Genomic DNA, 26,237 nt, shown 5'->3' with positions numbered 1-26,237 from the left:
TGTCGCCTTCGGGCCCGAGTGGTAGATTGAGCCTATGAACGAACACGCGCGCACCACCATTACGCTTTCACTGACGCCCGAGGATGTCGAGCGGCTGGATCTGGCCGTGCGCGAAGGCGGCTATGCGTCGCGGGAAGAAGTTGTGATGTTGGGTGTCGAGACGGCTCAGGGACACGTTCATTTCGACAGCCATCAGATCGAGCATCTTCGGCGCGTCTATCGAGATGGTCGCGATAGCGGCCAGGCTGCCCCCTTTGCGGCAGAAGACTTTCTTGCCGACCTGAAGCGAGAAAAGGCCAACGACAATCGCTGAACTCGTTTTCACCAACCGGGCGAAAAGAGATCTACGCCGAATGTGGCAGACGATCGCGCGGCACAACAACACGGCAGCCGACAGGCTTTACCAGCGCATGATGGCAAAGCTGCAGCGCGCATCAGCGTATCCCTTGATCGGTCCAGCCCGACCTAAAATCGCCGAACGGGCCAGAGTCATGGTTGAAGGGAACTACATCGCCATTTATGAGCCGACGAACACGGGAATTCTCGTCGTCGGCATAGTTGACGGTAGACGTGATCCGGAAACATGGTGATGCGCGTTGGCGCGATCGCATGGAGAACAGTCAGAGGGCCTCAGGCCGCCTGCACATCCTTCGGCACGACTGCCTTCTTCTCGTCGCGCGGTCGCTGCATCATCAGCGCTGCAGCGAGCAGATGACGCGGGCCGACGGGGCCGTATTTCGTCAGAAGGTCGTTAATGTTTTGTTTACCAGTTTCAATGCGTTGCATGATGTCCCTCATCCCATTTGGGAAATGCGTTCGTGTCTTGCTTATGCCGTGTCGATTGGGACAAAAGCATGGCGGTTTTCCTCCCCGCGAACATTTCCCACGCCTGAGTACCATATTTCTCGATTCTGTATGCAACGGAAAAATTGCGCCGACCTTGACCGCATCGCTTGACTGGGCGATATAGCGGCCATGAAAACGATGAACTGCATCATCTGCCGGATTATTATTCGCTAGCGCAAACGCTGGCCCGGCCGTTTTCGTCTCCTGACACCCCAAGAGCAAAACGCCCCGGCCAGCCGGGCAAACAGTCTATGGGGACACGCATGGCCGACACGCCGGAACTCAGGCTCTACAACACGCTGACGCGCGAAAAGGCGCCGTTTCAGCCCATCGATCCCAGCCATGTGCGCATGTATGTCTGCGGCCCGACCGTCTATGACTTCGCTCATATCGGCAATGCCCGCCCGGTCATCGTCTTCGACGTGCTCTACCGGCTGCTGAAGCATCTGGCTGATAAGGGCGCCTGGGACGGCGGCAAGGGCCAGACGAAGGTCACCTATGCCCGCAACATCACCGATGTCGATGACAAGATCAATGCGCGGGCGCTGCGCGACTACCCCGGCATGGAGCTCAACGCCGCCATTCGCCTGGTGACGGAAAAGACCGAAACGCAGTTCCATGAAGATGTGAAGGCGCTCGGCTGCCTGGAGCCCGATGTCGAGCCGCGCGCCACCGACAATATCTCCCAGATGATCGACATCATCCAGAAGCTGCTCGACCGCGGCCATGCCTATGTGGCTGATGGCGCGGAAGGCCGCGAAGTGCTGTTTTCCACCGGCTCCATGGCCGATTATGGTCAGCTCTCCAAGCGTAAGCTGGAGGATCAGCAGGCCGGCGCACGCGTGGCGGTCGAAGCCCACAAGCGCAATCCCGCCGATTTCGTGCTGTGGAAACACTCCGACGCCGATCAGCCAGGCTGGCCGGCCCGCTTCACCGTCGATGGCGCGGATGTCGACATCTATGGCCGTCCGGGCTGGCATATCGAATGCTCGGCCATGTCGGGCCGCTATCTCGGCAATGTCTTCGACATTCATGGCGGCGGCCTCGATCTCATCTTCCCGCATCATGAAAACGAGATCGCCCAGTCCCGCTGCGCCCATGGCACGCACGCCATGGCCAATGTTTGGATGCATAACGGCTTCCTGCAGGTCGAGGGCAAGAAGATGTCCAAGTCCGAGGGCAACTTCTTCACCATCAACGAGCTGATGACCACGGAGAATTTCGGCGGCCGCAAATGGCCGGGCGAAGTGCTGCGTCTGGCCATGCTGATGACGCATTACCGCGAACCGATCGATTTCAGCGTCAAGCGGCTGGAAGAGGCGGAACGCTTGTTTGCCAAATGGCCCGCCGGCGGCGAGCCTGTCGGTCCGGTCAACCCCGCGGTGATCAATGCGCTGCTTGATGATATGAACACGGTGGCGGCCGTGCAGGCGCTTCACACGCTCGCGTCCACCAATGCCGCGGATTTTGCCGCAAGTGCGGAGCTGCTGGGCGTTCTGCCGAAGAAGGTTGCGATCGATCAGCATCTCGCAGACGGCGTTGAGGCCATCGTCCAGATGCGTCTCGAGCTCCTGAAAGCCAAGAATTTTGCCGAAGCCGACAAGATCCGCGACGACCTGCTCGTCAAGGGCATCCAGTTGAAGGACGGCAAGGATCCGGCGACCGGCGAGCGCATCACGATCTGGGAGATCAAGCGGTAGGAATTGGAGTTTTCAGCGGTCTGGCCTATGCTTGCCGCAAGGCCATCGGAGGCGCCGAGCATGAACGACATCCGGCATGTGAAAATCGTCCTGAAAGACGGCCATCGCGCCGTCGAGATCCCCGAGGAGTTCGATTTCCCCGGGGATGAGATCACCATGCGCAAGGAGGGTGATCGGATCATTCTGGAGCCGAAGCGTGAGGATCGCGATTTATTTGAATGGCTTCGATCGCTTGAGCCGCTCGACGAAGAGTTTCCAGATGTTGATGAAGGGCTCTTGCCGGTGGAAGACGTCGATCTATGACAGACTTTCGCTTCATGCTGGACACAAACATCGTTTCGGACATGCTCCGCAATCCGCAAGGACACGCAGTGCAACGAGGCGAGGCCGAGGGAAAAAGCGCGCTCTGTCTGAGCGTGATAACCGCCTGCGAACTCAAATACGGGATCTATAAGAGAGCGTCGCAGGCGCTGAAATCGCGCATCTCAGTATTCCTCGAGGACATTTCCATTCTCGCTCTCGAGCCCGAGGTTGATGAGACCTATGCCCTTTTGCGGCTCGATCTAGAACGTCGTGGCAAGCCAATCGGCCCCAACGACCTCTTCATCGCCGCCCACGCCAAATCCCTCGACATCACCCTCGTCACCGACAACATCCGAGAATTCTCCCGCATCGACGGGCTGAAGCTCGAAAACTGGATCGAAAGGCCCGCCGCATGAGCACGAGCGAAATCCTCTCCGGCGGTTGCCAGTGCGGCGCGGTGCGCTTTCGCGCCAGCCATCTCGGCCGCCCGTCGATCTGCCATTGCCGCATGTGCCAGAAGGCGTTCGGCGGCTTTTTCGGGCCGCTGGTGACGGCCGATCACGCCCATCTCGAATGGACGCGCGGCCAGCCCTCGCTCTATCGCTCGTCCAAAAAGGTCCGGCGCGGCTTCTGCAACAAATGCGGCACGCCTTTGACCTATCACCATGGCGACGGGATCGAACTCGCGATCGGCGCCTTTGATCATCCCGAAAAGCTCGAGCCGCAGATCCAGGTCAATCACAAGAAGCGGCTGCCCTGGATTGATCATTTGTTCGAACAGCCGGTTCTGGATGATCCCGAGGTGGACGCCATGTTCGCCGCCATCGAAAGCTGGCAGCATCCTGATCACGACACCGACACATGGCCGGAGGATTGATCGTGGCCGGCAATCCCAACACCCAGATGCCTAAATGGCTTATCTATGCGCTGATCGGCAAGGCCGTGGCGCTGGTGGTCATCGTGGGCGTGGTCCTCTATTTCGTGGGAGCCTTCAAATGAGCGATGTCCATACCGGCGGCTGCCAATGCGGCGCCATCCGCTTCCGGCTCGAAGGCCGCTATCAGGACGCCTCGATCTGCCATTGCCGCATGTGCCAGAAGGCGTTCGGCAATTATTTCGCGCCGCTTGTGTCTGTCGGCGAGGCTCAGCTCACCTGGACGCGCGGCAAGCCCAAATTTTTCCGCTCCTCCAACTATGTCCGCCGCGGCTTCTGCGGCGATTGCGGCACGCCGCTCTGCTACGAGGCCCCCGACGGCGTCGGCCTCGCCATCGGCACGTTCGACGAGCCCGGCCGCATCGCGCCAACAGTGCAATTCGGCGTCGAAGGCAAGGTCGCTTATGTGGATCATCTGCACGAACTTCCGGAGCGGGTGACCGAGGACGATCTTGAGGCGGCGCCCTTCCTTGCGCATATCGTCAATTATCAGCATCCCGACCACGACACGACCGAATGGTCGCCGCGCAGTGAGCCTGCGGACCATTGGCGGCCGACGGAGGAGGGGGTGTGAGGACCGCCGAGTTCTGTGGCCACCCCCCTCTGTCCTGCCGGACATCTCCCCCTCAAGGGGGGAGATTGGCTGGGCGCGCCATCTCCGCCCATCTTAGGCGTCGAGGTGAACTAGAGCAGCGTGAATTGTCTTGCGCCGGCCGTCGCCACGGATCGATCTCCCCCCTTGAGGGGGAGATGTCCGGCAGGACAGAGGGGGGTAACCGCACCACAAAATCATATCTGGAGCCTACCGCATGACCTTCCGCACCCTCTACCCCGAAATCACCCCCTTCGACAGCGGCACTCTCGACACCGGCGACGGCCATTCCATCTATTGGGAGCGGGTTGGAACAAAGGGCGCAAAACCCGCCGTCTTCCTGCATGGCGGGCCCGGCGGCGCCTTCTCGCCCAGCCACCGGCGGTTGTTCGATCCCGCGCTCTATGACGTGATCCTGTTTGACCAGCGCGGCTGCGGCAAATCCACGCCTCATGCCAGCCTGGACAACAACACGACCTGGCATCTCGTATCCGACATCGAGACGCTGCGCGAGATGATCGGCGCGGAAAAGTGGCTGGTGTTCGGCGGCTCCTGGGGCTCGACCTTGGCGCTGGCTTACGCCGAGACGCATCCGACACGCGTCTCCGAGCTCGTGGTGCGCGGCATCTACACGCTCACCAAAGCCGAGCTCGATTGGTATTATCAGTTCGGCGTCTCGGAAATGTTTCCCGACAAATGGGAGACGTTCCTCGCGCCTATCCCCGAGGACGAACGTCACGAGATGATGGCCGCCTATCGCAAGCGGCTGGTGGGCGACGACAAGCGGGCGCAGATCGAGGCGGCGCGGGCCTGGAGCCAGTGGGAAGGCCAGACGATCACGCTTCTGCCCGAGCCCGAAACCAGCGCCAAATTCGGCGACGATGAATTCGCGCTCGCCTTTGCGCGCATCGAAAACCATTACTTTATTCACGCCGGCTGGATGGACGAGGCGCAATTGCTGCGCGATGCGCATAAACTTCAAGACATCGACGGCGTCATCGTCCACGGCCGCTACGACATGCCGTGCCCGGCGAAATACGCCTGGGCGCTGCACAAGGCATGGCCGCGGGCGGAATTTCACTTGATCGAGGGGGCGGGACACGCTTATTCCGAGCCAGGAATTCTCGACCAGCTGATCCGCGCGACGGACCGGTTTGCGGGGAAGTGAATGAGATGATGGCGTGCGCGGCCACCCCCTTCTGGCCTGCCGGCCATCCCCCCCTCAAGGGGGGAGATAAGCTGGGGGCGCCCGCTCGCCTCTACAACACCGCCCAATAGCAGGGCGATCGGTTGCCTCCTTCAATCTCCCCCCTTGAGGGGGAGATGCCCGGCAGGGCAGAGGGGGTAGCCACAGAACGCACGCCAGACGACTGGCGGGAGGATATGCATGACCAGGGACCGCATCTATCTCTTCGACACCACGCTGCGCGACGGCCAGCAGACGCCGGGCGTGGATTTTTCCGTCGAGGACAAGATCTCCATCGCCACGATGCTCGATAATTTCGGCTTCGATTATGTCGAGGGCGGCTATCCCGGCGCCAATCCCACCGACACCAAATTCTTCGAGAAGAAGCGCACGGCGCGGTCGAAATTCGTCGCTTTCGGCATGACCAAGCGCGCCGGAATCTCCGTCTCAAACGATCCCGGCATGTCGCTGCTTCTGCAGGCGAAATCGGATGCGATCTGTCTCGTGGCCAAGAGCTGGGATTATCACGTCAAGGTCGCGCTCGGCTGCACCAATGACGAGAACCTCGAATGCATCGCCCAGTCCGTCGAGGCCGTCATCGCGAGCGGCAAAGAGGCGATGATTGATTGCGAGCATTTCTTCGACGGCTACAAGGCCAATCCCGACTACGCGCTCGCCTGCGCCACGACCGCCTATGAGGCCGGCGCGCGCTGGGTGGTGCTGTGCGACACCAATGGCGGCACGCAGCCGTCGGAAATCCGCGACATCGTCACAGCCGTCATCGCCGCGGGCGTGCCGGGCGACCGGCTCGGCATCCATGCGCATAACGACACCGGACAGGCGGTCGCCAATTCTCTCGCCGCCATCGAAGCCGGCGTGCGCCAGGTGCAGGGCACGCTCAATGGTATCGGCGAGCGCTGCGGCAACGCCAATCTCGTCACCATCCTGCCGACGCTGGTGCTGAAACCCGCTTACGCCGACCGCTTCGACACGGGTGTGGATGCGGACAAGCTGCAAGGGCTCACCAGCCTCAGCCACGCTTTTGATGAGATGCTCAACCGCTCGCCCGATCACCAGGCCCCCTATGTCGGCGCCTCCGCCTTCGCCACCAAGGCCGGCATTCACGCATCCGCGCTGCTCAAGGACCCGCGCACCTATGAACATGTGCCGCCGGAAAGCGTCGGCAATCTGCGCAAGGTCATGGTGTCGGATCAGGGTGGCAAGTCCAACTTCCTCAACGCCCTGAAGCGTCGCGGCATCGTGGTGCCCAAGGACGATCCGCGGCTGGACCAACTGATATCAGAGGTCAAGGAGCGCGAAGCCTCCGGTTATGCCTATGAGGGCGCCGATGCGAGCTTTGAAATGCTGGCGCGCCGCATTCTCGGCTCGGTGCCGGATTTCTTCAAGGTCGAGAGTTTCCGCGTCATGGTCGAGCGCCGCTTCGACGCCAACGGTCAGCTGAAGACGGTGTCCGAAGCCGTGGTCAAGCTGATCATCGACGGGCTGGAAACCATGTCGGTGGCCGAAGGCCATGGTCCGGTCAATGCGCTCGATGTGGCGCTGCGCAAGGATCTCGGCAAATACCAGTCGGAAATCGCCGATCTCGAACTGGTGGATTACAAGGTCCGCATCCTCAATGGCGGCACCGAAGCCATCACCCGCGTGCTGATCGAATCCGCCGATGGCGCGGGGGCGCGGTGGTGGACGGTCGGCGTCTCCGACAACATCATCGACGCCTCCTTCCAGGCGCTGATGGATTCCATCGTCTACAAGCTGATGAAGAATAGGGAACAGGCTGGGCAGGCGGCGGCGGAGTGAAGCGGTGATCGATCGCGACGAGGCGGGCGTTTATCGCATCCCCGGAACGCCCACCTTATGGGTCTCCGCGCCGCCCGCGCTGGAGTTTCGCCTGCCGGCGGAGTTTTATCGCCGCCGTCAGAACAGGCTTCACCTGGTTCTCTCCGTGGGTGTGATCGCCATGCTGGGGGGCGTGGTCTGGTGGTGGACCACAACGGCGAGCGGAGCCTGCGAGGGTCTGGCGCCTGACTATTCGTCTGTGTTGCTAAGCATCCCCTTCTTGATCTTGATCCTCGGCCTTTTCGCGTTTTCCTTCTTGCACATCATCAACCGGATTGTGGCGGACCAATATGTCCAGCTGTTCGAAGGCGGCGCAAAGCTCTCGCTCAACGAGGATCATGTCACCGACAATCGCGTTAGCCGCGCGCCGATCGCCTGGCGCGACGTCGCGTCTGCGTCGATCGAGGCAGGAAAAGCCGGGGCGCTCGTCTCGCTGAGATTGAAGCCGGGCGTGAACATCCGCTTCAGATGGTTCAGGCCCGATCACTGGATTTTCAATCGCATCCTCAGGCCCTTCGGCGGCAAGACCGTCGAGATCTCGACGGGCGATTTCGGCGTGGATGAAACCGCGCTAGCGAAATTGATCAAGGCGGTTGCCGAGGAAAACAAGACGGACGTATCAACGTAATCTGAGAAAAATGTCCGCTGGTCCTGTCGCATGAAAAAGCCCGGCCGCTTTCGCGGGCCGGGCCAAGTCGCCGAAGACTTGGGGACACCTTCGGCGGGCGTCTCAGAAGAAGCTGTCGTCGCCGCCGTCGTCGCCGCCATCATCCTGGCTGCTGTCGTCGTTTTCTGCGGCTTGAGCCTCGTCGCCGCCCAGCATGCCGGCGATGGCGTTGCCGAGCAGCATGCCGCCGGCCACGCCCATCGCGGTCTGCGCCGCGCCGGCGAGGAAGCCGCCGCCGGCCGGACGGCCATGGGCGGATTGTTGACCCCAGGGACCGGCCTGTGCGCCGGACTGAGGTTGCTGGCCATAAGCCTGGCCCATCATGGGCGCGGGCTGGCGCGGCGGCATGGAACGCTGCGGCTGGCTGGAGCCGAACAGCGAGGAGAAAAAGCCGCCGCCCTGCGCGGGGCGCGAGGCGAGCTGATATTCGAGCTCCTCGATGCGCTGTTGGGCCGCTTCCAGCGCCTGCTCCTGCACCACGATGGTCTGCGCCATGAAATAGGGCGCGCCGGGCTGGCTGGACATCCGCTCGCGGATGAAGGCGTCGGCCTGGGCGTCGCGCTGCGGCGCCTGGCGTTCGACCTCGGCGAGTTTGCCGAACAGGCCCTCGATGGCGTAACGGTCATTCTGGTCCATGATGTCATGCACTCCTTTGCATCACGCGCGGTCGGCGCCTTATTCGCGCTCGCCGGTGAAGTTGAGCAGAAGCTGGAAGATATTGACGAAATTCAGGTAGAGCGACAGCGCGCCGAACACCGCCAGCTTCTGCTGGGATTCCTGGTCGAAATTCTCGGCATACTGTTCCTTGATGTTCTGCGTGTCCCAGGCGGTGAGGCCGACGAACACCACGATGCCGATCACCGAGATCGCGAACTGCAGGGCGCTTGAGCCGAGGAAGATGTTGACGATCGAAGCGATCACCACGCCGATCAGGCCCATCATCAGGAAAGAGCCGAAATTGGCGAGGTTACGCTTGGTCGTGTAGCCGTAAAGGCTGGTCGCGCCGAACATGGTGGCGGCGATGAAGAAGGTCTGCGCGATCGAAGCGCCGGTGAACACCAGGAAGATCGAGGCCAGCGACAGGCCCATCACCGCGGAGAACGCCCAGAACATCGCCTGCGCCGTTCCCGCCGACATCGACTGGATGCGGAAGGAGAAGAACAGCACGAAGCCGAGCGGGGCCAGCATCACCACCCATTTCAGCGGCGTCTGGAAGATCGGCACATAGAGCGCCGGCGTGGTGCCGACGACATAGGCCACGATGCCGGTGATCACCAGGCCCAGGCCCATATAGTTGTAGACGCGCAGCATGTGCTGGCGCAGGCCTTCGTCGAACAGGGCGCCGGATTGGGCCTGGCTCGCATAGCCATATCTGTCGTTCATAGGGTTCATCATCGGGTCTCCTCGTTTGATGATCAGTAGAGAGTTTCCGCCAGCTTGCGGGCGGTCGCGTCGAGCGAGCCCGCCTCGGACCGGTCTGCGACGAGCGCATAAGCGACGTCGCCGATCTGCCAGTAGGCGGCGCGCGCCTCGGCCGTATGCGTTTCCTGCACCGGCTCGACGGCGAAGTTTCCTGGGCGCTCGGCGAAAAGCGACAGCAGTCGTCCTTTCTCGGTGGCGAGCGCCACTTCCACGCTCGGCCCATTGGCCGAAGGGAAAATCTGCGCGTCCACCACCCGCCAGCCCTTGGGCAGGTCGGGCAGGGTGATCGCGGTGGCCGCGCGCAGCGCCGCGGCGTCGAATTTCCGGCTCGGCGTCTGCCAGGCCGCGGTCTGGCGCAACTGCGCCGTTTCATGCGCGGCGATCGCCTCGGACACGTAAGCCGGCGCCTGCGTCGAGGCGGCCACCTTGGTGGCGCCCAGGGGACCGATCTGTTCATGCGCGAACCAGCCGGCGCCGATGAACAGCGTCACCACCGCCGCCCGCTGAAAGAAGGCGTAGACGCGACGCCGGGCCAGGGAGCCTTCTAGGCGCCGCGCGGCTTCCCGTGTTCCAGGGCGCGGGGCGCTGTCGGCGCCGGCGAGCGCGAGGCGCAATTCGTCCTTCACCCTGAGATCGGCCATGACCTGCGCGGCCACGACGGGATTTTCCGACAGATAGGCTTCGACCTGGATGCGCCTGGAGACGTCGAGCTGGTCGTCGACATAGGCGTTGAGATCGGCGTCAACGATCGGGTCAGTCATCTGCGCCTCCTATCAGTCTCAGACGCGGCCTGCGGTCACCCTCGGCCCCGTCTTCGAGATTTCTCAATCGGGCCCGCGCGCGAGAGATCCGCGACATCAGCGTGCCCATGGGAATGTTCAGCACGTCGGCGGCTTCCTGGTAGGACAGCTCCTCGATCGCCACGAGATGCAGCGCCTCGCGCTGGTCTTCCGGCAGGTCCTGGAACGCCGCCTGGATCTGCGCGAGCCTGACCGACAGTTCCTGCGACGCCGGCGCCGACTGCTCGGCCATTTCGGCCGCGCTGTCATGCTTGCGCTCGACGCTGCGCTTGCGGCGCAGCCGGTCGATATGCGTGTTGTGTAGGATCGACATCAGCCAGTTGCGGATATTGCCGTCGGTGCGGAACGTGGCCTGTTTCTCATAGGCGCGCAGCAGCGCATCCTGCACGAGATCCTCGGCCTCGTCGCCATTGCGCGACAGGGAGCGCGCGTAACGCCGGAGCGCCGCGAGCTGATTCACAACATTGAAGCCGTGCTTCTTTCCCATCATGCCCAGTATACGCCGGCCATATTCATCCTATTCCATGCGCCTTGCGATTTTTTTGAAGATTCTGTTCGAGGCGCATTCGGTCTTTCGCCATGCCGCTGCCCATGGCACTCTCAGACGATGATCTATTCCGTCTATATAGCCGCCGCCTTCGCCGAAATCGCCGGCTGCTTTTCCTTCTGGGCCTGGCTCAAGCTCGGCCGCTCCGCTCTCTGGCTGGCGCCGGGAATGCTCTCGCTGGCGCTGTTCGCCTGGCTCCTGACGCTGGTCCCGTCTGAGGCGGCGGGTCGGGCCTACGCCGCCTATGGGGGCGTCTATGTCGCCGCCTCGCTCGTCTGGCTGTGGGTGGTGGAGGCGCAGCGGCCGGATCGCTGGGATGTCATGGGCGCTATGGTCTGCCTCGCGGGCGCCGCCATCATTCTCCTGCCGTCGCGCGGCTGAAGCGCCGCCGAGGCTTTCATAAAGCTGATCCTATCATCAACTTTATGAATTGGTCGCCGCGGGCGCCTTCGGTTAGCTGCATGTGACGCATCGGGAAACGCCACCATGAGCACTGACAACAAGGCCGCCCAGGGCGGCGACACGCTGGCCGGATTCGGCTATGCGCTGTCGGCCTATCTCCTCTGGGGCTTCCTGCCTCTCTATATGAAGGCGGTGTCGCATATTCCGCCGCTCGAAGTGGTCGCGCATCGCGTGCTCTGGTCGCTGCCGGTGGCGGGGTTCGTGCTTCTGCTGCGCGGACGCACCGAAGATCTCAAGGTCGCGCTGCGCACGCCGCGCATGCTCGGCATGGCCTGCGTCACCGCCTGCTTCATCACCGTCAACTGGTTGATTTACGTCTGGTCGATCGGGGCGGGCAGGGCGCTCGAATCGGCGCTCGGCTATTACATCAATCCGCTGATCAGCGTGGCGCTGGGCGCGATCCTGCTCAAGGAGCGGATGAACAAGACTCAATATGTGGCGATCGGCCTCGCGGTCATCGCCGTCGGCATTCTCACCCACGAAGCCGGCGGCCTGCCTTGGGTGTCGCTCAGTCTGGCGATCACCTGGGGTTTCTACGCCTATTGCCGTAAGACGCTGCCCGTCGGGCCCAATCAGGGATTCTTCCTCGAGGTGCTGATCCTGTCGCTACCGGCCATCGGCTATCTCGTCTACGCGTCGAGCGAGGGGACCGGCCATTTCGGCCCGACTGGAACTGCAGACATGGTGTTGCTGATGGCCTCGGGCCTGGTCACCGCGGTGCCGCTGATGCTCTACGCCAACGGAGCCAAGCTGCTGAGGCTCTCCACCATCGGCATCATGCAGTATATCGCGCCCACGATGATCTTCCTCACCGCCGTCTTCGTGTTCAAGGAACATTTCTCGACCGAAAAGCTGGTGGCCTTCTGCTTCATCTGGTCGGCGCTGGTGGTTTATTCCTGGCCGATGCTGCGTGGGATGATGAAGAAGAATGCGGCGCAGGGCTGAACGTCTCGACCTCAACGCGGGTCAGATCTTCACGATCAGAGGGCAGTGGTCAGACACTTCCGGATGTCGAACGACATCGAAGTTGAGCACCTTTTCGGGCCGGTCGACGAGCAAATAATCGGCGAAGCGGCCGGGCTTCTGATAGAGCGACGTCCGGGTTCCCTGAGGCGCATGCCGCGTCACGAGCTCGGTGAAGCCTCGCTGGCGCATGAGGGCGAGCGTTTCGCTGTCGGGCTCGACGTTGAAGTCGCCGCACAGCACCCGGATGTCGTCCGTATCCGAGACCTGATCCGAGAGCGCGAGAAACCGTTGGGCCTGCACGAGCCTTTCCGGCGTGTCCATCTTGCCGCGCAGATCGCGCAGACCATGCATATGGGCGATGCTGACGGTCCGGTCTAGCGCGGCGTCGTACAGCCTCACGGCGTGCGCGTTGCGTGGGCGCGGGTGGTCGCCGTAGCCATGCGGCGAGAAATCCCCATGCACGAAACCCTGAGCCTGTCCGATCACGGTGATGGAAGTCCGCACGAAAGTCGCCAAACCCCAGAACGACGCGACTTCCGTTGCGTCATCCCAGAGCGCGCCGCGCGCCGCAGGACAGAAATACGCCGCGTGACGAGGCAGCGCGCGGCAGACCTCGTCGAAAAAATTGGCGCGTTGGTCGAGAACATGATCGCCGTCGCGATAGACCAGCCAGTCGCGTTCCGCGTCGGGCGTCCGGATCACTTCCTGCAGACAGAGGACATCGGGATCGGCTTCGCCGAGAAAGGCGACGAGTTCGTCGTGCAACACACCGCCCCAGGCGTTCAGGCTCATGATCTTCATGCAAGACGCCTTTCCGCAAGTCTGCCCCCGAGCCGCCTCGACGGCTTTCGTGGCCGATGCAGCCGGCGTCACATCCGCGACAGCAGGGCCGGATCGCCTTCCGCATGTGTCTTGGCCGCATCGACGATCGACGGGATGATGTCCTCGATCCGGTCTATGACCAGCGGCTTGACCAGATGCGAGGTATGGATGAAACCCTGGCCCGACATATGGTTCAACAGCTCCAGCATCGGATCCCAGAATTGGTTGACATTGGCGAAGACCATCGGCTTGCGATGGCGGCCGAGCTGGCCCCAGGTCATGATCTCGACGATCTCTTCCAGCGTGCCGATGCCGCCCGGCAGCGTCACGAAGGCGTCGGCTTCCTCGAACATGCGGTGCTTGCGCTGGTGCATGTCCTCGGTCACCACGAGTTCGGTCAGCGAGCCCAGAGAATGGCGGGACGCCTCCTTGTCCATCAGGAATTCCGGAATGATGCCGATCACCTTGCCGCCATGCGACAGCACGCCTGAGGCGACCGCGCCCATGATGCCGCGCGTGCCGCCGCCATAGACGAGACGCATGCCATGCTCGGCGATGGATTTGCCCAGCGCGCGGCCGGCTTCCATGTAGGAGGGGTCGCGGCCGGGCTGCGAGCCGCAATAAACACAAATGGATCGAATCGGAACATTTTCTGCTATCATGGCCTCGGAAAAGACTATGCGGGACCCCTCCCGTCAAGAAAAATGAAGGAAAAGCGCTCCGCCGGGGCCGCGCCTTCCGCCGAACCGCTTGAGAATACTGAGGGAACCGGCTAGCAATTTTCAAGGCTGCGAAAATGCTCGCGCCGTCTGGAGAAAGAGTGATGAAAAGAAGCCGCGCCATTCTGGTCGCACTGATTGTTCTGGTGGTCGCCAGCCTTCTGATGTTCCTCGTCGTCTTGCCGAATTCCTCGGCCAAGAAAGACGCCGAACAACTTGCGGAGACCGCCAAGAGCGCGGCTGAACAGGTGGTCGCTTCGGCGAAGACGAGCATGAACGACATTTCGGGCGGCGCGACCACGGAGCCGCCCGCAACCGAAGCCGCCAAGACCGAGGCTCCGGCGGAGCCGGCCAAGACCGCGCCGCAAAACCCCGATACGCCGTCTTTCGACGTGTTGCGCGTCGAGCCGGACGGGTCGACCGTGATCGCCGGCCGCGCCGCTCCGAATGCAGACGTCGCCGTGTCCGACGGCGAGAAGGTCATCTCCACCGTCAAGGCCGGCGCGACGGGCGATTTCGCCGTCGTGCTCGACGAGCCTTTGCCCGCCGGCGACCATCAACTCGTGCTGCAGGCCAAGGGGACCAACGGCAAAGCCGTGACCTCCCAGGAAGTCGCAACCATCTCCGTGCCGAAGGACAACAAGGGCGAGTTGCTCGCCATGGTCTCCAAGCCGGGCGAAGCCTCCCGCATCATGACCATGCCCGAAGCCGCGCCCCCAGAAGCGAAGGTCGATGCGCCCGCCGCGACGGAGACCAAGCCGGCGCAACAGACACAGACCGCCGCCGCCGAAACTCCGTCCGCCGTGATCGTGCAGAAGAACGCCACGGCGTCCGCTTCGGCCGCGCTCGATCCCGAGGTGCAGGTCTCCGCAGTCGAAATCGAGGGCGACAAGCTGTTCGTGGCCGGCAAGGCTCCGAAAAGCCGCTCGGTCCGCGTCTACGCCGACGACAAGCTTGTGGCGGAGGTCAAGGTCAACGAGAAGGGCCGCTTCGTCGCCGACAACACCATGCCTCTGTCGGTCGGCGATCACACGATCCGCGCCGATGTGCTGAGCGCCGACGGCGCCCGCGTCGAATTCCGCGCTTCCGTGCCGTTCTTCCGTCCGGAAGGCGCGCAGATGGCGGCGGTGGCCGGCGAATCCGGCGGCGCTGCGACCAGCCCGATGCAGCCGCTCGCCTTCGGCGTCTATGACAAGGCGCGCGAAGAGGCCGGCAAGGCGATCGACCTTCTCAAGGGCCAGTTCGCCAATGGCCGGACGCCCAGCGCCGAGGAACTGGCCGCCGCTCGCTCCGCCACCGAAATTGCGCTCAAGTCGCTTGCGGACATCAAGACGCCAGACAATGTCGACCCGGTCGCCCAGGAAATGGCCGCCAAGACCGCAGGCGAGGCGGCGAAGGCGCTCGCGCTCCTGAAGGCGCTGCCGCAGAACGCGACGGATGTGCAGGCCGCGCTCGACAAGATCGACGACGCCGTGACCTCGGCCACCGGCCCGGCGATCGAAACGGCGGCGGCCCAACCGGCGAAGGCCGTCGAGCAGAAGACCCCGCCTGCCGTCGAAGCGGCGTCCGCCGATCCCAAGCAGGCGATCGCAACGGCCGAAAAGCCCGCGCCTACGGCCGAGCAGGACGGTGAGCCCACAGCGAACGCCGCCGAAGCCGCAGCCAAAACGGCGCAAGCGCCCGCCGCGACGGAGACGAAGCCGGCCTCCATCGAGACGGCCGCACAGCCGGCAGTGACGCCGGAGACCAAGACGGCCGCCGCCGAAGGCGAACCGAAGGTCATCCAGCAGGCGCCGCTGCAGCACAGCGAGTCGTCGGTGATCATCCGCCGCGGCGATACGCTGTGGCAGATCTCGCGCCGCGTCTATGGCCAGGGCGTGCGCTACACGACGATCTATCTCGCCAACGAGGCGCAGATCGAGGACCCCGATCGCATTCTGCCCGGCCAGATTTTCGGCGTGCCGGACAAGCCGCTCGACAATGCCGAGGAAATCCATCGCAAGCGGCTGGGCCTGCAATAAATTCATCGTCGCGTCGTTGCAGATCTCGCGGCGCGACCCTATGTGACGACTGTGGCGGCGGTCCAATCTCGGGCCGCCGTTCTGTTTCTTTCGGAATACTGGTGGCGCATGGCGGGCAAGACAAAAACTGTATCGGCGGAATCTGGCAAGACGCTGCAGACGATCGTCAATCTCTGGCCCTATATGTGGCCGGCCGATCGCCCCGATCTCAAGATGCGCGTCGTGTGGGCCACCGCGATCCTGCTGGTCGCCAAGGTCGTGCTGATCTCGGTGCCTTACTTCTTCAAATGGTCGACAGATGCGCTGAACGGCAAGATCGACGCGATCGGCATTCTGCCGCTGTTCATGCTGGGCGCGGTGACCCTGGTCGTCGCCTACAACGTCGCCCGTCTGCTACAGCTCGCGCTCAATCAGCTGCGCGACGCGATGTTTGCCAGCGTCGGCCAATACGCCGTGCGCCAGCTCGCCTTCAAGACCTTCGTGCACCTGCATCGCCTGTCGCTGCGCTTTCACCTGGAGCGGCGCACCGGCGGCCTGTCGCGCGTCATCGAGCGCGGCACCAAGGGCATCGAAACGATCGTCCGCTTCACCATCCTCAACACATTCCCGACGCTGATCGAATTCATCCTGACTGCGGCGATCTTCTGGTGGGGCTATGGTTTCTCCTACCTGTTCGTCACTGCCGTCACCGTCTGGCTCTATATCTGGTTTACGGTGCGGGCCAGCGACTGGCGCATGAACATTCGCCGGACCATGAACGACTCCGACACGGAGGCCAACACCAAGGCGATCGACTCGCTCCTCAATTTCGAAACGGTCAAATATTTCGGCAACGAGGACATGGAGGCGAAACGCTTCGACGTCTCCATGGAGCGCTATGAGAAATCCGCCACCCAGGTCTGGACCTCGCTCGGCTGGTTGAACTTCGGCCAGGGCGTGATCTTCGGCGCGGGAACGCTGGTGATGATGGTGATGTCGGCGATGGCCGTGCAGCGCGGCGAGCAGACGCTCGGCGATTTCGTATTTATCAACACAATGCTGATGCAGCTGTCGATCCCGCTCAATTTCATCGGCTTCGTCTATCGCGAAATCCGCCAGGGCCTCACCGATATCGAGCAGATGTTCGACCTGCTCGAAGTCGACGCCGAAATCGAGGATGCGCCGGACGCCAAGCCGCTGGCCATCGCGCAGGGGGCAATCTCCTTCAAGGACGTGCATTTTGCCTATGACGCCGCCCGGCCGATTCTCAAGGGCGTGTCCTTCGATGTGCCGGCCGGCAAGACGGTCGCCATCGTCGGTCCGTCGGGCGCCGGCAAGTCGACCATCTCGCGTCTGCTCTATCGCTTCTACGACGTGCAGCAGGGCTCCGTGACGATCGACGGTCAGGATGTGCGCGGCGTCACGCAGAAGTCGCTGCGCGCCGCCATCGGCATGGTGCCGCAGGACACGGTGCTGTTCAACGACACGATCGCCTACAACATCCGCTATGGCCGTCCTTCGGCATCCGAAGAAGAAGTGACCCGCGCCGCCGAGATCGCCCAGATCGACCACTTCATCCGCACGCTGCCGGAAGGCTACAAGTCCATGGTGGGCGAGCGTGGATTGAAGCTCTCGGGCGGTGAAAAGCAGCGCGTGGCGATCGCCCGCACAATTCTCAAATCTCCGCCGATCCTGATTCTGGACGAGGCGACTTCGGCGCTCGACACCCGCACCGAACAGGAAATTCAGGCAGCGCTCGACATCGTCTCGAAGAATCGCACGACGCTGGTGATCGCCCACCGCCTGTCCACGGTGGTCAACGCCGATGAGATCATCGTGCTGAAGGACGGCGGCATCGCCGAGCGCGGCCGGCACGGCGATCTGCTGGCCGAGAACGGTCTTTACGCCCAGATGTGGAGCCGCCAGCTCGAAGCCACCCAGGTCGAGGAACAGCTGAAGAAGGTTCGGGAAACCGACGATCTCGGCGTGATCGTGCGGGGCAAGCCGGCGGCGGAGTAGTTGCTATTTTGTTCTCGTTTTGCTAAGGTCGGTAAAAGTTGGGGAACAGGCACGCCATGACCGACAGGATTATTTCCGTGACCGTGACGAATGAGGAGCAGGCGTTCATCGATGAGCAGCTTGCTTCTGGCCGCTTTGCTGATGAGGCGGAGGTTTTGCGAGCTGGGTTGGCGCGACTGGAGCATGAAGAAAAGGTTGCGGCGCTCAGGGCGGTGATCGCTGAGGCGGATGCTCAGTTCGATCGGGGCGAGTACGTGACCTTCGACAGTGCAGATGCTGCCGCAGACTTCATTATCGAACAGGCTCAGACGCTGCGGTGAACCGGCCGCTTCGCTTTTCTTTATCGCCTGGGGCGCAACGTGATCTCGCACTTATTTATGCGCACCTGGAGGCGCGAGGAGAAGCCGCCGTCGGCAGAGACTTGATCAAGTCTCTGTTGGTAAAGATCCAGGCGCTGGCGTCATCTGGAAATCATGGAGTTCCCAGGGATTGGATTTCTCCTGGTCTGCGCGCCTTTCCCTATAAAAACCGCTGCATCTATTTTCGAACCGTCGAAGGCCGACTACGCGTTCTGCGAATCCTTCACGGGCGACAGGACGTAAAGAGAGAGATGTTCTCTCCCGCTGCCGAGGATTAATGGCCAAGAATCGCACCAACTTCATCTGCCAGAATTGCGGCGCCGTGCATTCCCGTTGGGTCGGCAAATGCGACGGTTGCGGCGCCTGGAACACGATCGTCGAGGAAGACCCGACGGGCGGCATCGGCGGCGGCCCCGGCAAGGCGCCGAAGAAGGGCCGGCCGGTGACGCTGACCACGCTGTCGGGCGAGATCGAAGAAGCGCCGCGCATCGAAAGCGGCATATCAGAACTCGATCGGGTTACCGGCGGCGGCTTCGTGCGCGGCTCGGCCGTGCTGATCGGCGGCGACCCCGGCATCGGCAAGTCGACGCTTCTGATGCAGGCCGCCGCGGCTCTCGCCCGGCGCGGCAATCGCGTCATCTATGTTTCGGGCGAAGAGGCGGTGGCTCAGGTGCGCCTGCGCGCCCAGCGCCTGCATGCGGCGGACGCCGGCGTGCTTCTGGCGGCCGAGACCAATGTCGAGGATATCCTCGCGACGCTGTCGGAGGACAAACGGCCGGACCTGGTGATCATCGATTCCATTCAGACGCTATGGAGCGATGTCGCCGAAGCCGCGCCCGGCACGGTGACGCAGGTCCGCGTCGGCGCGCAGGCCATGATCCGGTTCGCCAAGCAGACCGGCGCCACCGTTGTGCTGGTCGGGCATGTGACGAAGGACGGCCAGATCGCCGGGCCTCGCGTGGTCGAGCATATGGTCGATGCGGTCATGTATTTCGAAGGCGACCGGGGTCACCACTACCGCATCATGCGTACCGTGAAGAACCGCTTCGGGCCGACCGATGAGATCGGCGTGTTCGAAATGTCCGATCGGGGCCTGCGCGAGGTCGCCAACCCATCCGAACTCTTCCTCGGCGAGCGCAATGAGAAAGCGCCCGGCGCCGCCGTCTTCGCCGGCATCGAGGGCACGCGGCCCGTTCTGGTCGAAGTGCAGGCGCTGGTTGCGCCGACGTCTCTCGGCACCCCGCGCCGCGCCGTGGTCGGCTGGGACTCCTCGCGTCTGGCGATGATTCTCGCCGTGCTCGAAGCGCATTGCCGCGTCCGGCTGGGAAATTACGACGTCTATCTCAATGTCGCGGGCGGGTATCGCATCTCCGAGCCGGCCGCCGATGTGGCGGTGGCGGCGGCGCTGGTGTCCTCGCTCGCAGGGCAGGCGTTGCCGAAGGAATGTGTGTATTTCGGCGAAATCAGCCTGTCTGGAGCCATCCGTCCTGTCAGCCATACCGGCCTCCGCCTTAAAGAAGCCGAGAAATTGGGTTTTCAGGCCGCTGTGTTGCCCTCGGGCTCCGCGGAGATTCCAAAATCTTCCAACGGCTCCTGGAACAGCATCGAAAGCCTGATGGATCTGGTGGTGCGCATTGCGGGCTCGAAACATGTGGGTCCGACAGAGCCGGATGAGGAATGAGGCTTTTGTTTTAAACTGTTGCAATGCTATAGGTGCCGCCGTCTGGCGATGAGCGGTGAACGGACCGCCGTATCGGAGAATATTTATGCCCATTACTGGTTTTGACGGTATCGTTCTCGGCGTCGCGCTGTTTTCCGCCGTGCTCGCCATGGTCCGCGGCTTCTCGCGCGAAGTCCTGTCGGTGGTCAGCTGGGTCGGTTCGGCCTATGCCGCCTACAAGCTCTATCCGCTCGGTCTGCCCTACGCCAAGAATTTCATCGCCGAAGACAAGTTCGCCATCATCGCCTCGGCGGCGGCGATATTCCTCATCGCGCTGATCGTCATTTCCTTCATCACCATGCGCATCGCCGACATGATCATCGACAGCCGTATCGGCGCTCTCGATCGCACGCTCGGCTTCATCTTCGGCGCGGCGCGCGGCATCCTGATCATCGTGGTCGCCGTGCAGTTCTTCAATGAATGGGTGCCGGTCGAGAAGCATCCGGCCTGGATCCGCGACGCCAAGTCCAAGCCGGCCCTCGACGGTCTCGGCGAGAGGCTGAAGGAAGCGCTGCCGGAAGACGTCGCGGCCCTGCTGCGCAAGAAGATCGAGGAAAAGATGAACAAGCCGGGCCAGGATGGCGCAGCCCCGGCCGAAGGGGCCACGGAACCCGCGCCGGCCGACGACGCGGGCGGAACTGCGCCCGCCGCGCCCGCGCAGTAACAGTTTTCGTCATTGACCCCTGCCGGTCTGAAGACGCCGGCCGGGCGAGGGCCGGCCGAAGCGGCTGCGCCAGGACCGAGAGTGTCTTCATTGATCGAACGCAGAGAAACCTTTGCACATGCGCCGGCGCGATTGAAAAAGATCGTGTCCTCGCACATATACCGGCTTTCTCGCATCCGCGATCGGCGCTAGTGAGACTGGAAAGAGCCAAAGGCTGCAAAACCGATGAACGAGCACGTTTCTGCCATGGATATGGATTTTCTCGACGGTGACACCCTTCACGAAGAGTGCGGGGTGTTCGGCATTTTGGGCCATCCGGATGCGGCGACGCTGACGGCGCTGGGTCTGCATGCGCTTCAGCATCGCGGTCAGGAAGCCGCCGGCATCGTCTCTTTCGACGGCCGCCAGTTCCATACCGAAAAACATATGGGCCTGGTCGGCGACCACTACACCAATCCGGCGACACTCGCGAAACTGCCGGGAACCATCGCCATCGGCCACACCCGTTATTCGACCACGGGTGAAGTGGCGCTGCGCAATGTGCAGCCGCTGTTCGCCGAATTGGAAGAGGGCGGCATCGCCATCGCCCATAACGGCAATTTCACCAACGGCCTGACGATGCGCCGCCAGATCATCGCCACCGGCGCCATCTGTCAATCGACCTCCGACACCGAAGTCGTGCTGCATCTCATCGCCCGCTCGCGCCACGCCTCCACGACCGATCGGTTCATCGACGCCATCAGGCAGATGGAAGGCGGCTATTCGATGCTGGCGATGACGCGCACCAAACTGATTGCCGCCCGCGACCCCATCGGCATTCGCCCGCTGGTGATGGGCGAGCTCGACGGCAAGCCGATCTTCTGCTCGGAGACATGCGCGCTCGACATCATCGGCGCGAAATATATCCGCGACGTCAAGAATGGCGAAGTGATCATCTGCGAATTGCAGCCGGATGGTTCGATCTCGATCGACGCCCGCCCGCCGGTGCGCCCGCAGCCCGAACGTCTCTGCATGTTCGAATATGTCTATTTCGCCCGGCCGGATTCGGTCGTCGGCGGCCGCAACGTCTACCAGACCCGCAAGGCCGCCGGCGCCAATCTCGCCGCCGAAGCGCCCTGCGACGGCGACGTCGTGGTTCCGGTGCCGGATGGCGGCACGCCCGCCGCGCTCGGTTACGCCCAGGCGAGCGGCATCCCGTTCGAATACGGCATCATCCGCAATCACTATGTCGGCCGCACCTTCATCGAGCCGACCCAGCAGATCCGTGCTTTCGGCGTCAAGCTCAAGCATTCCGCCAATCGCGCCATGATCGAGGGCAAGCGGGTCATTCTCGTCGACGATTCGATCGTGCGCGGCACGACCTCCCTCAAGATCGTGCAGATGATCCGCGACGCCGGCGCCAAGGAAGTGCATATCCGCGTCGCCAGCCCGATGATCTTCCATCCGGATTTCTACGGCATCGACACGCCGGACGCCGACAAGCTGCTCGCCAATCAATATGCCGACGAAAAGGCGATGGCGAAATATATCGGCGCAGATTCGCTCGCCTTCCTGTCGATCGACGGACTCTACCGCGCCGTCGGCGGCGAACCGCGCAATGCGGCCAATCCGCAATTTACCGATCACTACTTCACGGGCGATTATCCGACTCGTCTTCTCGACCGCGAGGCCGAGAATTTCGCCACGCGCGCAGCGGCGCGGGCAGCCAAGGTCTGATCGGAATCTCGAGGGGGGACGGGAGAGCCAAGCGCTCTCCCGCAAGCATATTGGGAGAGAGCATGAATTTCGACTTGAACGGCCGCGTCGCCCTTGTCACCGGCGCCTCGCGCGGCATCGGTTATTTCACGGCGCTCGAATTGGCGAGAAAGGGCGCGCATGTCATCGCCTGCGCCCGCACTGTCGGCGGCCTCGAAGAACTGGATGACGCGATCAAGGCGGAGGGCGGAAGCGCCACGCTCGTTCCTTTCGACCTCGCCGACATGGCGGCGATCGACGCGCTGGGCGGCGCGATCTTCGAGCGCTGGGGCAAGCTCGACATTCTCGTCGCCAATGCCGGCCTGCTCGGCGTCATCTCGCCGATCGGCCATGTCGAAGGCAAAGTGTTCGAAAAGGTCATGACGGTCAATGTCACCGCCACTTGGCGCCTCATTCGCTCGGTCGATCCGCTGATGCAGAAATCCGATCAGGGCCGGGCCTTGATACTGTCCTCGAGCCTCGCGCACAAATGCAAACCGTTCTGGGCGCCCTATTCGGCGTCCAAAGCGGCGGTCGAAGCTTTGGCGCGCACATGGGCCGCCGAAAGCGAGCGCTTGCCGTTGAAGGTCAACTCGGTCGATCCCGGCGGCACGCGCACCGCCATGCGCGCCCAGGCCTATCCGGGCGAAGATCCCACGATGCTTCCGCATCCGAGCGAGGTGGCCAAGGTCATTGCGGAACTAACCGGACCAGACGTCACGGAAACCGGAAAACTCTATCTCGTGCGGGAAAAACGGTTCGCCGATTATAAATTGCCATAATTTTTTCGCTTAGCGGCTCAATGGGCCGTGAACTCGAAGGCGGCCTCGCACATTCTGTCGTTTTGCGCATGATGGGGAGGACCCGTGAACCTCGTAAACGCTGTTATCGCCGTCATGGGCGGCGCACTCGTCACATGGCTGGTCACGGCATGGCGCGAAAAGTCCGGCTCTGCGCTCACCTATGGTCAAGCGCTGTCGCTGACCCTGATGAAGTTCGCGCTCGGGGCGCACTATCGCGGCTTTCGCGAGTCGTCCGAGCTCGTGGGGCCGGTGATTTACGTCGTCGCCGAGCAGAGCCGGCTGGATCGGCTTCTGCTGAAGGCCTTTCTCCCGGTTGGCGTCTTTCATGTCAGGCTCGAAGGCGACGCCTCGCTCTATATGCCGCTTGTCCGTTCGGTCCTGGCGGGTCAGGGTCGACTGTGCATCTATGCGCCGAAAGAGGTCGAGCCGTCCGAGGCGACCATGGCGCGCTTCGCCGAGATCGGCGAGGCGGCCAAGCAGGCGACCGCCCGCATCGTGCCGCTTCACATCTCCGGCGCACGCCATAGCGTCGGTTCCTTCTGGTCGCGCGAGAAGGCGCCCCGCAAAGCCTGGCCGCAGATCTCGGTCGTCGCCGCGCCGCCATTCGCCATGAACGACGCGATGGGGCACGCGCTGGCCGACCACATGGCCGATGGCCTCGCCGCGGCCAAGCTGCGCGCCGCCGAACTCGACCGCACGCTGTTTCAGGCGATGGTCGAGGCCGCCAAGCTCTACGGGCCGTCGCGCGATATCCTCGAGGATTCGCTCGGAGGACGCCTGACCTATCGCCAGGCGTTGATCGGCGTCCGGGTGCTGTCGCGGCGCTTCGCCGAATTTGCGCCGCGCGGTAAACCCGTCGGCGTGATGCTGCCCAATTCCAATGGCGCGGTGCTGACCGTGCTCGCGCTCGCCTCTGCGGGCGCCCCCGCGGCCATGCTCAATTACACCGCCGGCGCGGCCGCGATCGCCAGCGCCGCCTCCACCGCCGCGATCAAGACCGTGTTGACCTCGCGCGCGTTCATCGAGCGCGCGGAGCTCGAAAAACAGGTCGAACGCCTGATCGAAAGCGGTGTCCGGCTCGTCTATCTCGAAGACATCCAGAAAGAGATCGGCTGGTGGGAAAAGGTGCTGGGCGTGGCCCTATGGCGTTGGCCGGCCCGGCGCTCTGAGCCTACCGACGTGGCGATCGTGCTGTTCACCTCGGGCTCCGAGGGCGCCCCGAAAGGTGTCGCGCTGTCGTCGATCAACCTGCTTTCCAACGCCGCGCAGGCGGACTGCCGCATCGACATTTCACAGGAAGATACCCTGTTCAATGTCCTGCCGCTCTTCCATTCCTTCGGCCTGTTGGGCGGCATGGTGCTGCCGTTGGCCTATGGGGTCAGGCTGGCGCTCTATCCGTCGCCGCTCCACTACAAGATTATTCCCGGCGTCGCCCGCAAGGTGCGCCCGACCATCATGTTCGGCACGGACACGTTTCTCATGGGCTATGGTCGCTCCGCCAAAGAAGGCGATTTCGAAAGCCTGCGCATGATCGTCGCCGGGGCCGAGCCTGTCAGGCCGGAGACCCGCCGCATCTTTCTGGACCGCTTCGGAGTCCTCATTCTCGAAGGCTACGGGATGACCGAGGCGTCGCCGGTCGTCGCGGTCAATTCGACGAGTTTTTCCAAGGATGGCTCGGTCGGTCGGCTGCTGCCGGGCATGGATATGACTCTCGAACCCGTCGAGGGCATGGAGGACGGCAAGCGTCTCTCGATCGCCGGTCCCAACGTGATGATGGGTTATTATCTGCCGGAAGCGCCGGGCGTGCTGAGCCCACTGCATGGCAAATGGCACGACACCGGCGATATCGTGGAGATCGACGCGCGCGGCTTCATCACCATTCGTGGTCGCGCCAAGCGCTTCGCCAAGATCGCCGGCGAGATGGTGTCGCTCGGCGCTTTGGAAAAACTCGCCAATCAGGTCTGGCCCGAGGCCGATCACGCGGCGGTGGCCTTGGCCGATCCCCGGCGCGGCGAGAAGCTGGTGCTGCTCACCACGCATCGTCCGGCCGGCAAGAGCGACCTGATCGCCGGCGCCAGAAGCCTCGGACTGTCAGAGCTGCTGATCCCCGACAGCATCATGGAGGTTGAGGCCATTCCCCGTCTCGGTTCGGGCAAGACGGACTATCCCGAAATCAACCGCCGGGCGATTGCGGGGCGCGCCGACGCATCTGTGTGATCAGTCTGTCGCCTCGGCTGCGCGGATCGTCTTGTCGTCGGGCACCACGCCTTCTTCCAGAGCCGTTTCATGCGGCGGCAGGCCGCCATATTTCTTCTGCCAGGCGCGCGCGCCGAAGGGCAGGGTGCAGAGATAGGCAATCGAGGTGACGGCGAGCACCTGCCAGGTGAAGCTCATCAGCAACGCTACATAGAGAACGACGACGAGAATAAAGGGCAGGGCGTTCTCGCGGCGGATCATGCCTTGCGCCTTGCCCGACCAGACCGGGACGCGCGACACCAGCAGATAGCCGATCAGCACCGTATAGGCCGCCGTCGCATAGGCGAGGTAGCGTCGCATGTCGGGGCCGATATAAGAGGCGATGTCGAAGCCGAGAAAGCCGAGATAGACAGGGGTCAGCACCAGAAGCGCACCGGCGGGCGCAGGGACGCCGACGAAATATTCCGACAGCCATTTCGGCTTGTTCGGCCTGTCGACCATGACGTTGAACCGCGCCAGCCGCAATCCGGCCGAGATGGCGTAGATCAGCGCCGCGATCCAACCGATCGAGCGCGCGTCGTCGAGAATATAGACATAGAGCACCAGCGCCGGCGCGACGCCGAAATTGATGATGTCGGCGAGCGAATCCATCTGCACGCCGAAATTCGACGTCGCCCGCATCATCCTGGCGACGCGGCCGTCGATGCCGTCGAGAAACGCCGCCAGCAGCACCATGCTGACGGCGAGTTCGAAGCGGTTCTCGAAGGCGAGGCGGATGCCGGTGAGGCCGGCGCAGATGGCGAGCACCGTGATGAGGTTGGGCACCATCATCCGAAGCGGAATCTCGCGAAGGCGCGGCCCGCGCCCGCTGTCTTCTTCGACGTCCGCGCTGTCGGGCGGCAGGGCTGCGTTGTCCATG

30 protein-coding genes are annotated in these 26,237 nt (G+C 63.0%); 22 read left to right on the top strand and 8 right to left on the bottom strand.

Annotated elements, in window-relative coordinates:
• Nucleotides 1-34 precede the first annotated feature (34 nt).
• Nucleotides 35-313, top strand: a complete 279-nt coding sequence (locus tag OCK01_RS07870; RefSeq protein WP_263823272.1) for a type II toxin-antitoxin system ParD family antitoxin — start codon at nucleotides 35-37, stop codon at nucleotides 311-313.
• 40 nt (nucleotides 314-353) lie between these two features.
• Nucleotides 354-590: a type II toxin-antitoxin system RelE/ParE family toxin gene (locus OCK01_RS07865; protein WP_263823271.1), complete on the top strand. Its 237-nt coding sequence runs from the start codon at nucleotides 354-356 to the stop codon at nucleotides 588-590.
• Between the two features lie 40 nt (nucleotides 591-630).
• Here the strand turns inward: OCK01_RS07865 and OCK01_RS07860 are convergent, their stop codons facing one another.
• Nucleotides 631-786, bottom strand: a complete 156-nt coding sequence (locus OCK01_RS07860; RefSeq protein WP_263823270.1) for a hypothetical protein — start codon at nucleotides 784-786, stop codon at nucleotides 631-633.
• A 323-nt stretch (nucleotides 787-1,109) separates the two neighbouring features.
• Here OCK01_RS07860 and cysS point away from each other — a divergent pair, with 323 nt between their 5' ends.
• From cysS to OCK01_RS07815, 9 genes are all read left to right on the top strand, one after another.
• Entirely contained in the window at nucleotides 1,110-2,546 is a 1,437-nt protein-coding gene (cysS, locus tag OCK01_RS07855) for a cysteine--tRNA ligase (RefSeq protein ID WP_263823269.1), read from the top strand.
• A gap of 60 nt (nucleotides 2,547-2,606) precedes the next feature.
• Nucleotides 2,607-2,849, top strand: coding sequence for an antitoxin (locus OCK01_RS07850; protein WP_263823268.1), 243 nt, complete (start codon nucleotides 2,607-2,609; stop codon nucleotides 2,847-2,849).
• 14 nt (nucleotides 2,850-2,863) lie between these two features.
• Complete coding sequence (locus OCK01_RS07845; RefSeq protein ID WP_263823267.1) at nucleotides 2,864-3,265, top strand: type II toxin-antitoxin system VapC family toxin; 402 nt, start codon at nucleotides 2,864-2,866, stop codon at nucleotides 3,263-3,265.
• Complete coding sequence (locus OCK01_RS07840; protein WP_263823266.1) at nucleotides 3,262-3,726, top strand: GFA family protein; 465 nt, start codon at nucleotides 3,262-3,264, stop codon at nucleotides 3,724-3,726. Before OCK01_RS07845 ends, OCK01_RS07840 begins: the two co-directional genes overlap by 4 nt.
• Nucleotides 3,711-3,848 (top strand): hypothetical protein, encoded by a 138-nt coding sequence (locus tag OCK01_RS07835; protein WP_263823265.1) that lies wholly within the window; start codon nucleotides 3,711-3,713, stop codon nucleotides 3,846-3,848. The genes OCK01_RS07840 and OCK01_RS07835 overlap by 16 nt, the downstream gene beginning before the upstream one ends.
• Nucleotides 3,845-4,357 carry a GFA family protein gene (locus tag OCK01_RS07830; RefSeq protein ID WP_263823264.1) on the top strand — a complete coding sequence of 171 codons (513 nt, stop codon included), beginning with the start codon at nucleotides 3,845-3,847 and terminating at the stop codon, nucleotides 4,355-4,357. Before OCK01_RS07835 ends, OCK01_RS07830 begins: the two co-directional genes overlap by 4 nt.
• A gap of 235 nt (nucleotides 4,358-4,592) precedes the next feature.
• Complete coding sequence (pip, locus tag OCK01_RS07825) at nucleotides 4,593-5,543, top strand: prolyl aminopeptidase (protein WP_263823263.1); 951 nt, start codon at nucleotides 4,593-4,595, stop codon at nucleotides 5,541-5,543.
• A 219-nt stretch (nucleotides 5,544-5,762) separates the two neighbouring features.
• Nucleotides 5,763-7,379, top strand: a complete 1,617-nt coding sequence (gene cimA, locus OCK01_RS07820; RefSeq protein WP_263823262.1) for a citramalate synthase — start codon at nucleotides 5,763-5,765, stop codon at nucleotides 7,377-7,379.
• Nucleotides 7,380-7,383: 4 nt separating this feature from the next.
• On the top strand, nucleotides 7,384-8,046 hold the full coding sequence (locus OCK01_RS07815) for a hypothetical protein (RefSeq protein WP_263823261.1): 663 nt from the start codon (nucleotides 7,384-7,386) through the stop codon (nucleotides 8,044-8,046).
• Nucleotides 8,047-8,148: 102 nt separating this feature from the next.
• Here OCK01_RS07815 and OCK01_RS07810 read toward each other — a convergent pair whose 3' ends face one another.
• The 4 genes from OCK01_RS07810 to OCK01_RS07795 are packed head-to-tail and all read right to left on the bottom strand — an operon-like array spanning nucleotide 8,149 to nucleotide 10,797.
• Nucleotides 8,149-8,721 carry a DUF2076 domain-containing protein gene (locus tag OCK01_RS07810; RefSeq protein ID WP_263823260.1) on the bottom strand — a complete coding sequence of 191 codons (573 nt, stop codon included), beginning with the start codon at nucleotides 8,719-8,721 and terminating at the stop codon, nucleotides 8,149-8,151.
• 39 nt (nucleotides 8,722-8,760) lie between these two features.
• Entirely contained in the window at nucleotides 8,761-9,477 is a 717-nt protein-coding gene (locus OCK01_RS07805) for a Bax inhibitor-1/YccA family protein (RefSeq protein ID WP_182826732.1), read from the bottom strand.
• Between the two features lie 23 nt (nucleotides 9,478-9,500).
• Nucleotides 9,501-10,268: an anti-sigma factor family protein gene (locus tag OCK01_RS07800; RefSeq protein ID WP_182826731.1), complete on the bottom strand. Its 768-nt coding sequence runs from the start codon at nucleotides 10,266-10,268 to the stop codon at nucleotides 9,501-9,503.
• Nucleotides 10,261-10,797, bottom strand: a complete 537-nt coding sequence (locus OCK01_RS07795) for a sigma-70 family RNA polymerase sigma factor (protein ID WP_263823259.1) — start codon at nucleotides 10,795-10,797, stop codon at nucleotides 10,261-10,263. Before OCK01_RS07795 ends, OCK01_RS07800 begins: the two co-directional genes overlap by 8 nt.
• Before the next feature lie 117 nt (nucleotides 10,798-10,914).
• Here OCK01_RS07795 and OCK01_RS07790 point away from each other — a divergent pair, with 117 nt between their 5' ends.
• Nucleotides 10,915-11,235, top strand: a complete 321-nt coding sequence (locus OCK01_RS07790) for a YnfA family protein (protein WP_263823258.1) — start codon at nucleotides 10,915-10,917, stop codon at nucleotides 11,233-11,235.
• 105 nt (nucleotides 11,236-11,340) lie between these two features.
• Nucleotides 11,341-12,261 (top strand): EamA family transporter RarD, encoded by a 921-nt coding sequence (gene rarD / locus OCK01_RS07785; RefSeq protein WP_263823257.1) that lies wholly within the window; start codon nucleotides 11,341-11,343, stop codon nucleotides 12,259-12,261.
• Nucleotides 12,262-12,282: 21 nt separating this feature from the next.
• Here rarD and OCK01_RS07780 read toward each other — a convergent pair whose 3' ends face one another.
• Entirely contained in the window at nucleotides 12,283-13,083 is an 801-nt protein-coding gene (locus OCK01_RS07780) for an endonuclease/exonuclease/phosphatase family protein (protein WP_263823256.1), read from the bottom strand.
• A 68-nt stretch (nucleotides 13,084-13,151) separates the two neighbouring features.
• Nucleotides 13,152-13,766, bottom strand: a complete 615-nt coding sequence (locus OCK01_RS07775) for a TIGR00730 family Rossman fold protein (protein ID WP_263823255.1) — start codon at nucleotides 13,764-13,766, stop codon at nucleotides 13,152-13,154.
• Between the two features lie 161 nt (nucleotides 13,767-13,927).
• Between OCK01_RS07775 and OCK01_RS07770 the strand changes: the two genes are divergently transcribed.
• The 9 genes from OCK01_RS07770 to OCK01_RS07730 all read left to right on the top strand — a co-directional run bounded on the left by OCK01_RS07770 (nucleotide 13,928) and on the right by OCK01_RS07730 (nucleotide 25,339).
• Nucleotides 13,928-15,844, top strand: a complete 1,917-nt coding sequence (locus tag OCK01_RS07770) for a LysM peptidoglycan-binding domain-containing protein (protein ID WP_263823254.1) — start codon at nucleotides 13,928-13,930, stop codon at nucleotides 15,842-15,844.
• 108 nt (nucleotides 15,845-15,952) lie between these two features.
• Nucleotides 15,953-17,842, top strand: coding sequence for an ABCB family ABC transporter ATP-binding protein/permease (locus tag OCK01_RS07765; protein WP_263823253.1), 1,890 nt, complete (start codon nucleotides 15,953-15,955; stop codon nucleotides 17,840-17,842).
• A gap of 56 nt (nucleotides 17,843-17,898) precedes the next feature.
• Nucleotides 17,899-18,162 (top strand): type II toxin-antitoxin system ParD family antitoxin, encoded by a 264-nt coding sequence (locus tag OCK01_RS07760; RefSeq protein ID WP_263823252.1) that lies wholly within the window; start codon nucleotides 17,899-17,901, stop codon nucleotides 18,160-18,162.
• Nucleotides 18,159-18,479 (top strand): type II toxin-antitoxin system RelE/ParE family toxin, encoded by a 321-nt coding sequence (locus tag OCK01_RS07755; RefSeq protein ID WP_182826725.1) that lies wholly within the window; start codon nucleotides 18,159-18,161, stop codon nucleotides 18,477-18,479. The genes OCK01_RS07760 and OCK01_RS07755 overlap by 4 nt, the downstream gene beginning before the upstream one ends.
• Nucleotides 18,479-19,882: a DNA repair protein RadA gene (gene radA, locus OCK01_RS07750; protein WP_182826724.1), complete on the top strand. Its 1,404-nt coding sequence runs from the start codon at nucleotides 18,479-18,481 to the stop codon at nucleotides 19,880-19,882. Before OCK01_RS07755 ends, radA begins: the two co-directional genes overlap by 1 nt.
• An 85-nt stretch (nucleotides 19,883-19,967) precedes the next feature.
• Nucleotides 19,968-20,585, top strand: a complete 618-nt coding sequence (locus OCK01_RS07745; protein ID WP_263823251.1) for a CvpA family protein — start codon at nucleotides 19,968-19,970, stop codon at nucleotides 20,583-20,585.
• A gap of 225 nt (nucleotides 20,586-20,810) precedes the next feature.
• Nucleotides 20,811-22,301, top strand: a complete 1,491-nt coding sequence (purF, locus tag OCK01_RS07740; RefSeq protein WP_263823250.1) for an amidophosphoribosyltransferase — start codon at nucleotides 20,811-20,813, stop codon at nucleotides 22,299-22,301.
• Between the two features lie 62 nt (nucleotides 22,302-22,363).
• A complete protein-coding gene (locus OCK01_RS07735) occupies nucleotides 22,364-23,101 on the top strand; it encodes an SDR family NAD(P)-dependent oxidoreductase (protein WP_263823249.1) in 738 nt (245 codons plus the stop codon).
• A gap of 84 nt (nucleotides 23,102-23,185) precedes the next feature.
• Nucleotides 23,186-25,339 carry an AMP-binding protein gene (locus OCK01_RS07730; RefSeq protein WP_263823248.1) on the top strand — a complete coding sequence of 718 codons (2,154 nt, stop codon included), beginning with the start codon at nucleotides 23,186-23,188 and terminating at the stop codon, nucleotides 25,337-25,339.
• On the opposite strand, the gene pssA is transcribed toward OCK01_RS07730, so the two are convergent.
• Nucleotides 25,340-26,236 carry a CDP-diacylglycerol--serine O-phosphatidyltransferase gene (pssA, locus tag OCK01_RS07725; RefSeq protein ID WP_263823247.1) on the bottom strand — a complete coding sequence of 299 codons (897 nt, stop codon included), beginning with the start codon at nucleotides 26,234-26,236 and terminating at the stop codon, nucleotides 25,340-25,342.
• Nucleotide 26,237: the final 1 nt, after the last annotated feature.

The sequence above is a fragment of the Rhizobium sp. TRM95796 genome, assembly GCF_025779995.1.
Lineage (GTDB): Bacteria > Pseudomonadota > Alphaproteobacteria > Rhizobiales > Rhizobiaceae > Rhizobium_E.
The sequence above is the reverse complement of the archived record's forward strand: the minus strand, read 5'-3'. Positions and strand labels throughout refer to the sequence as shown.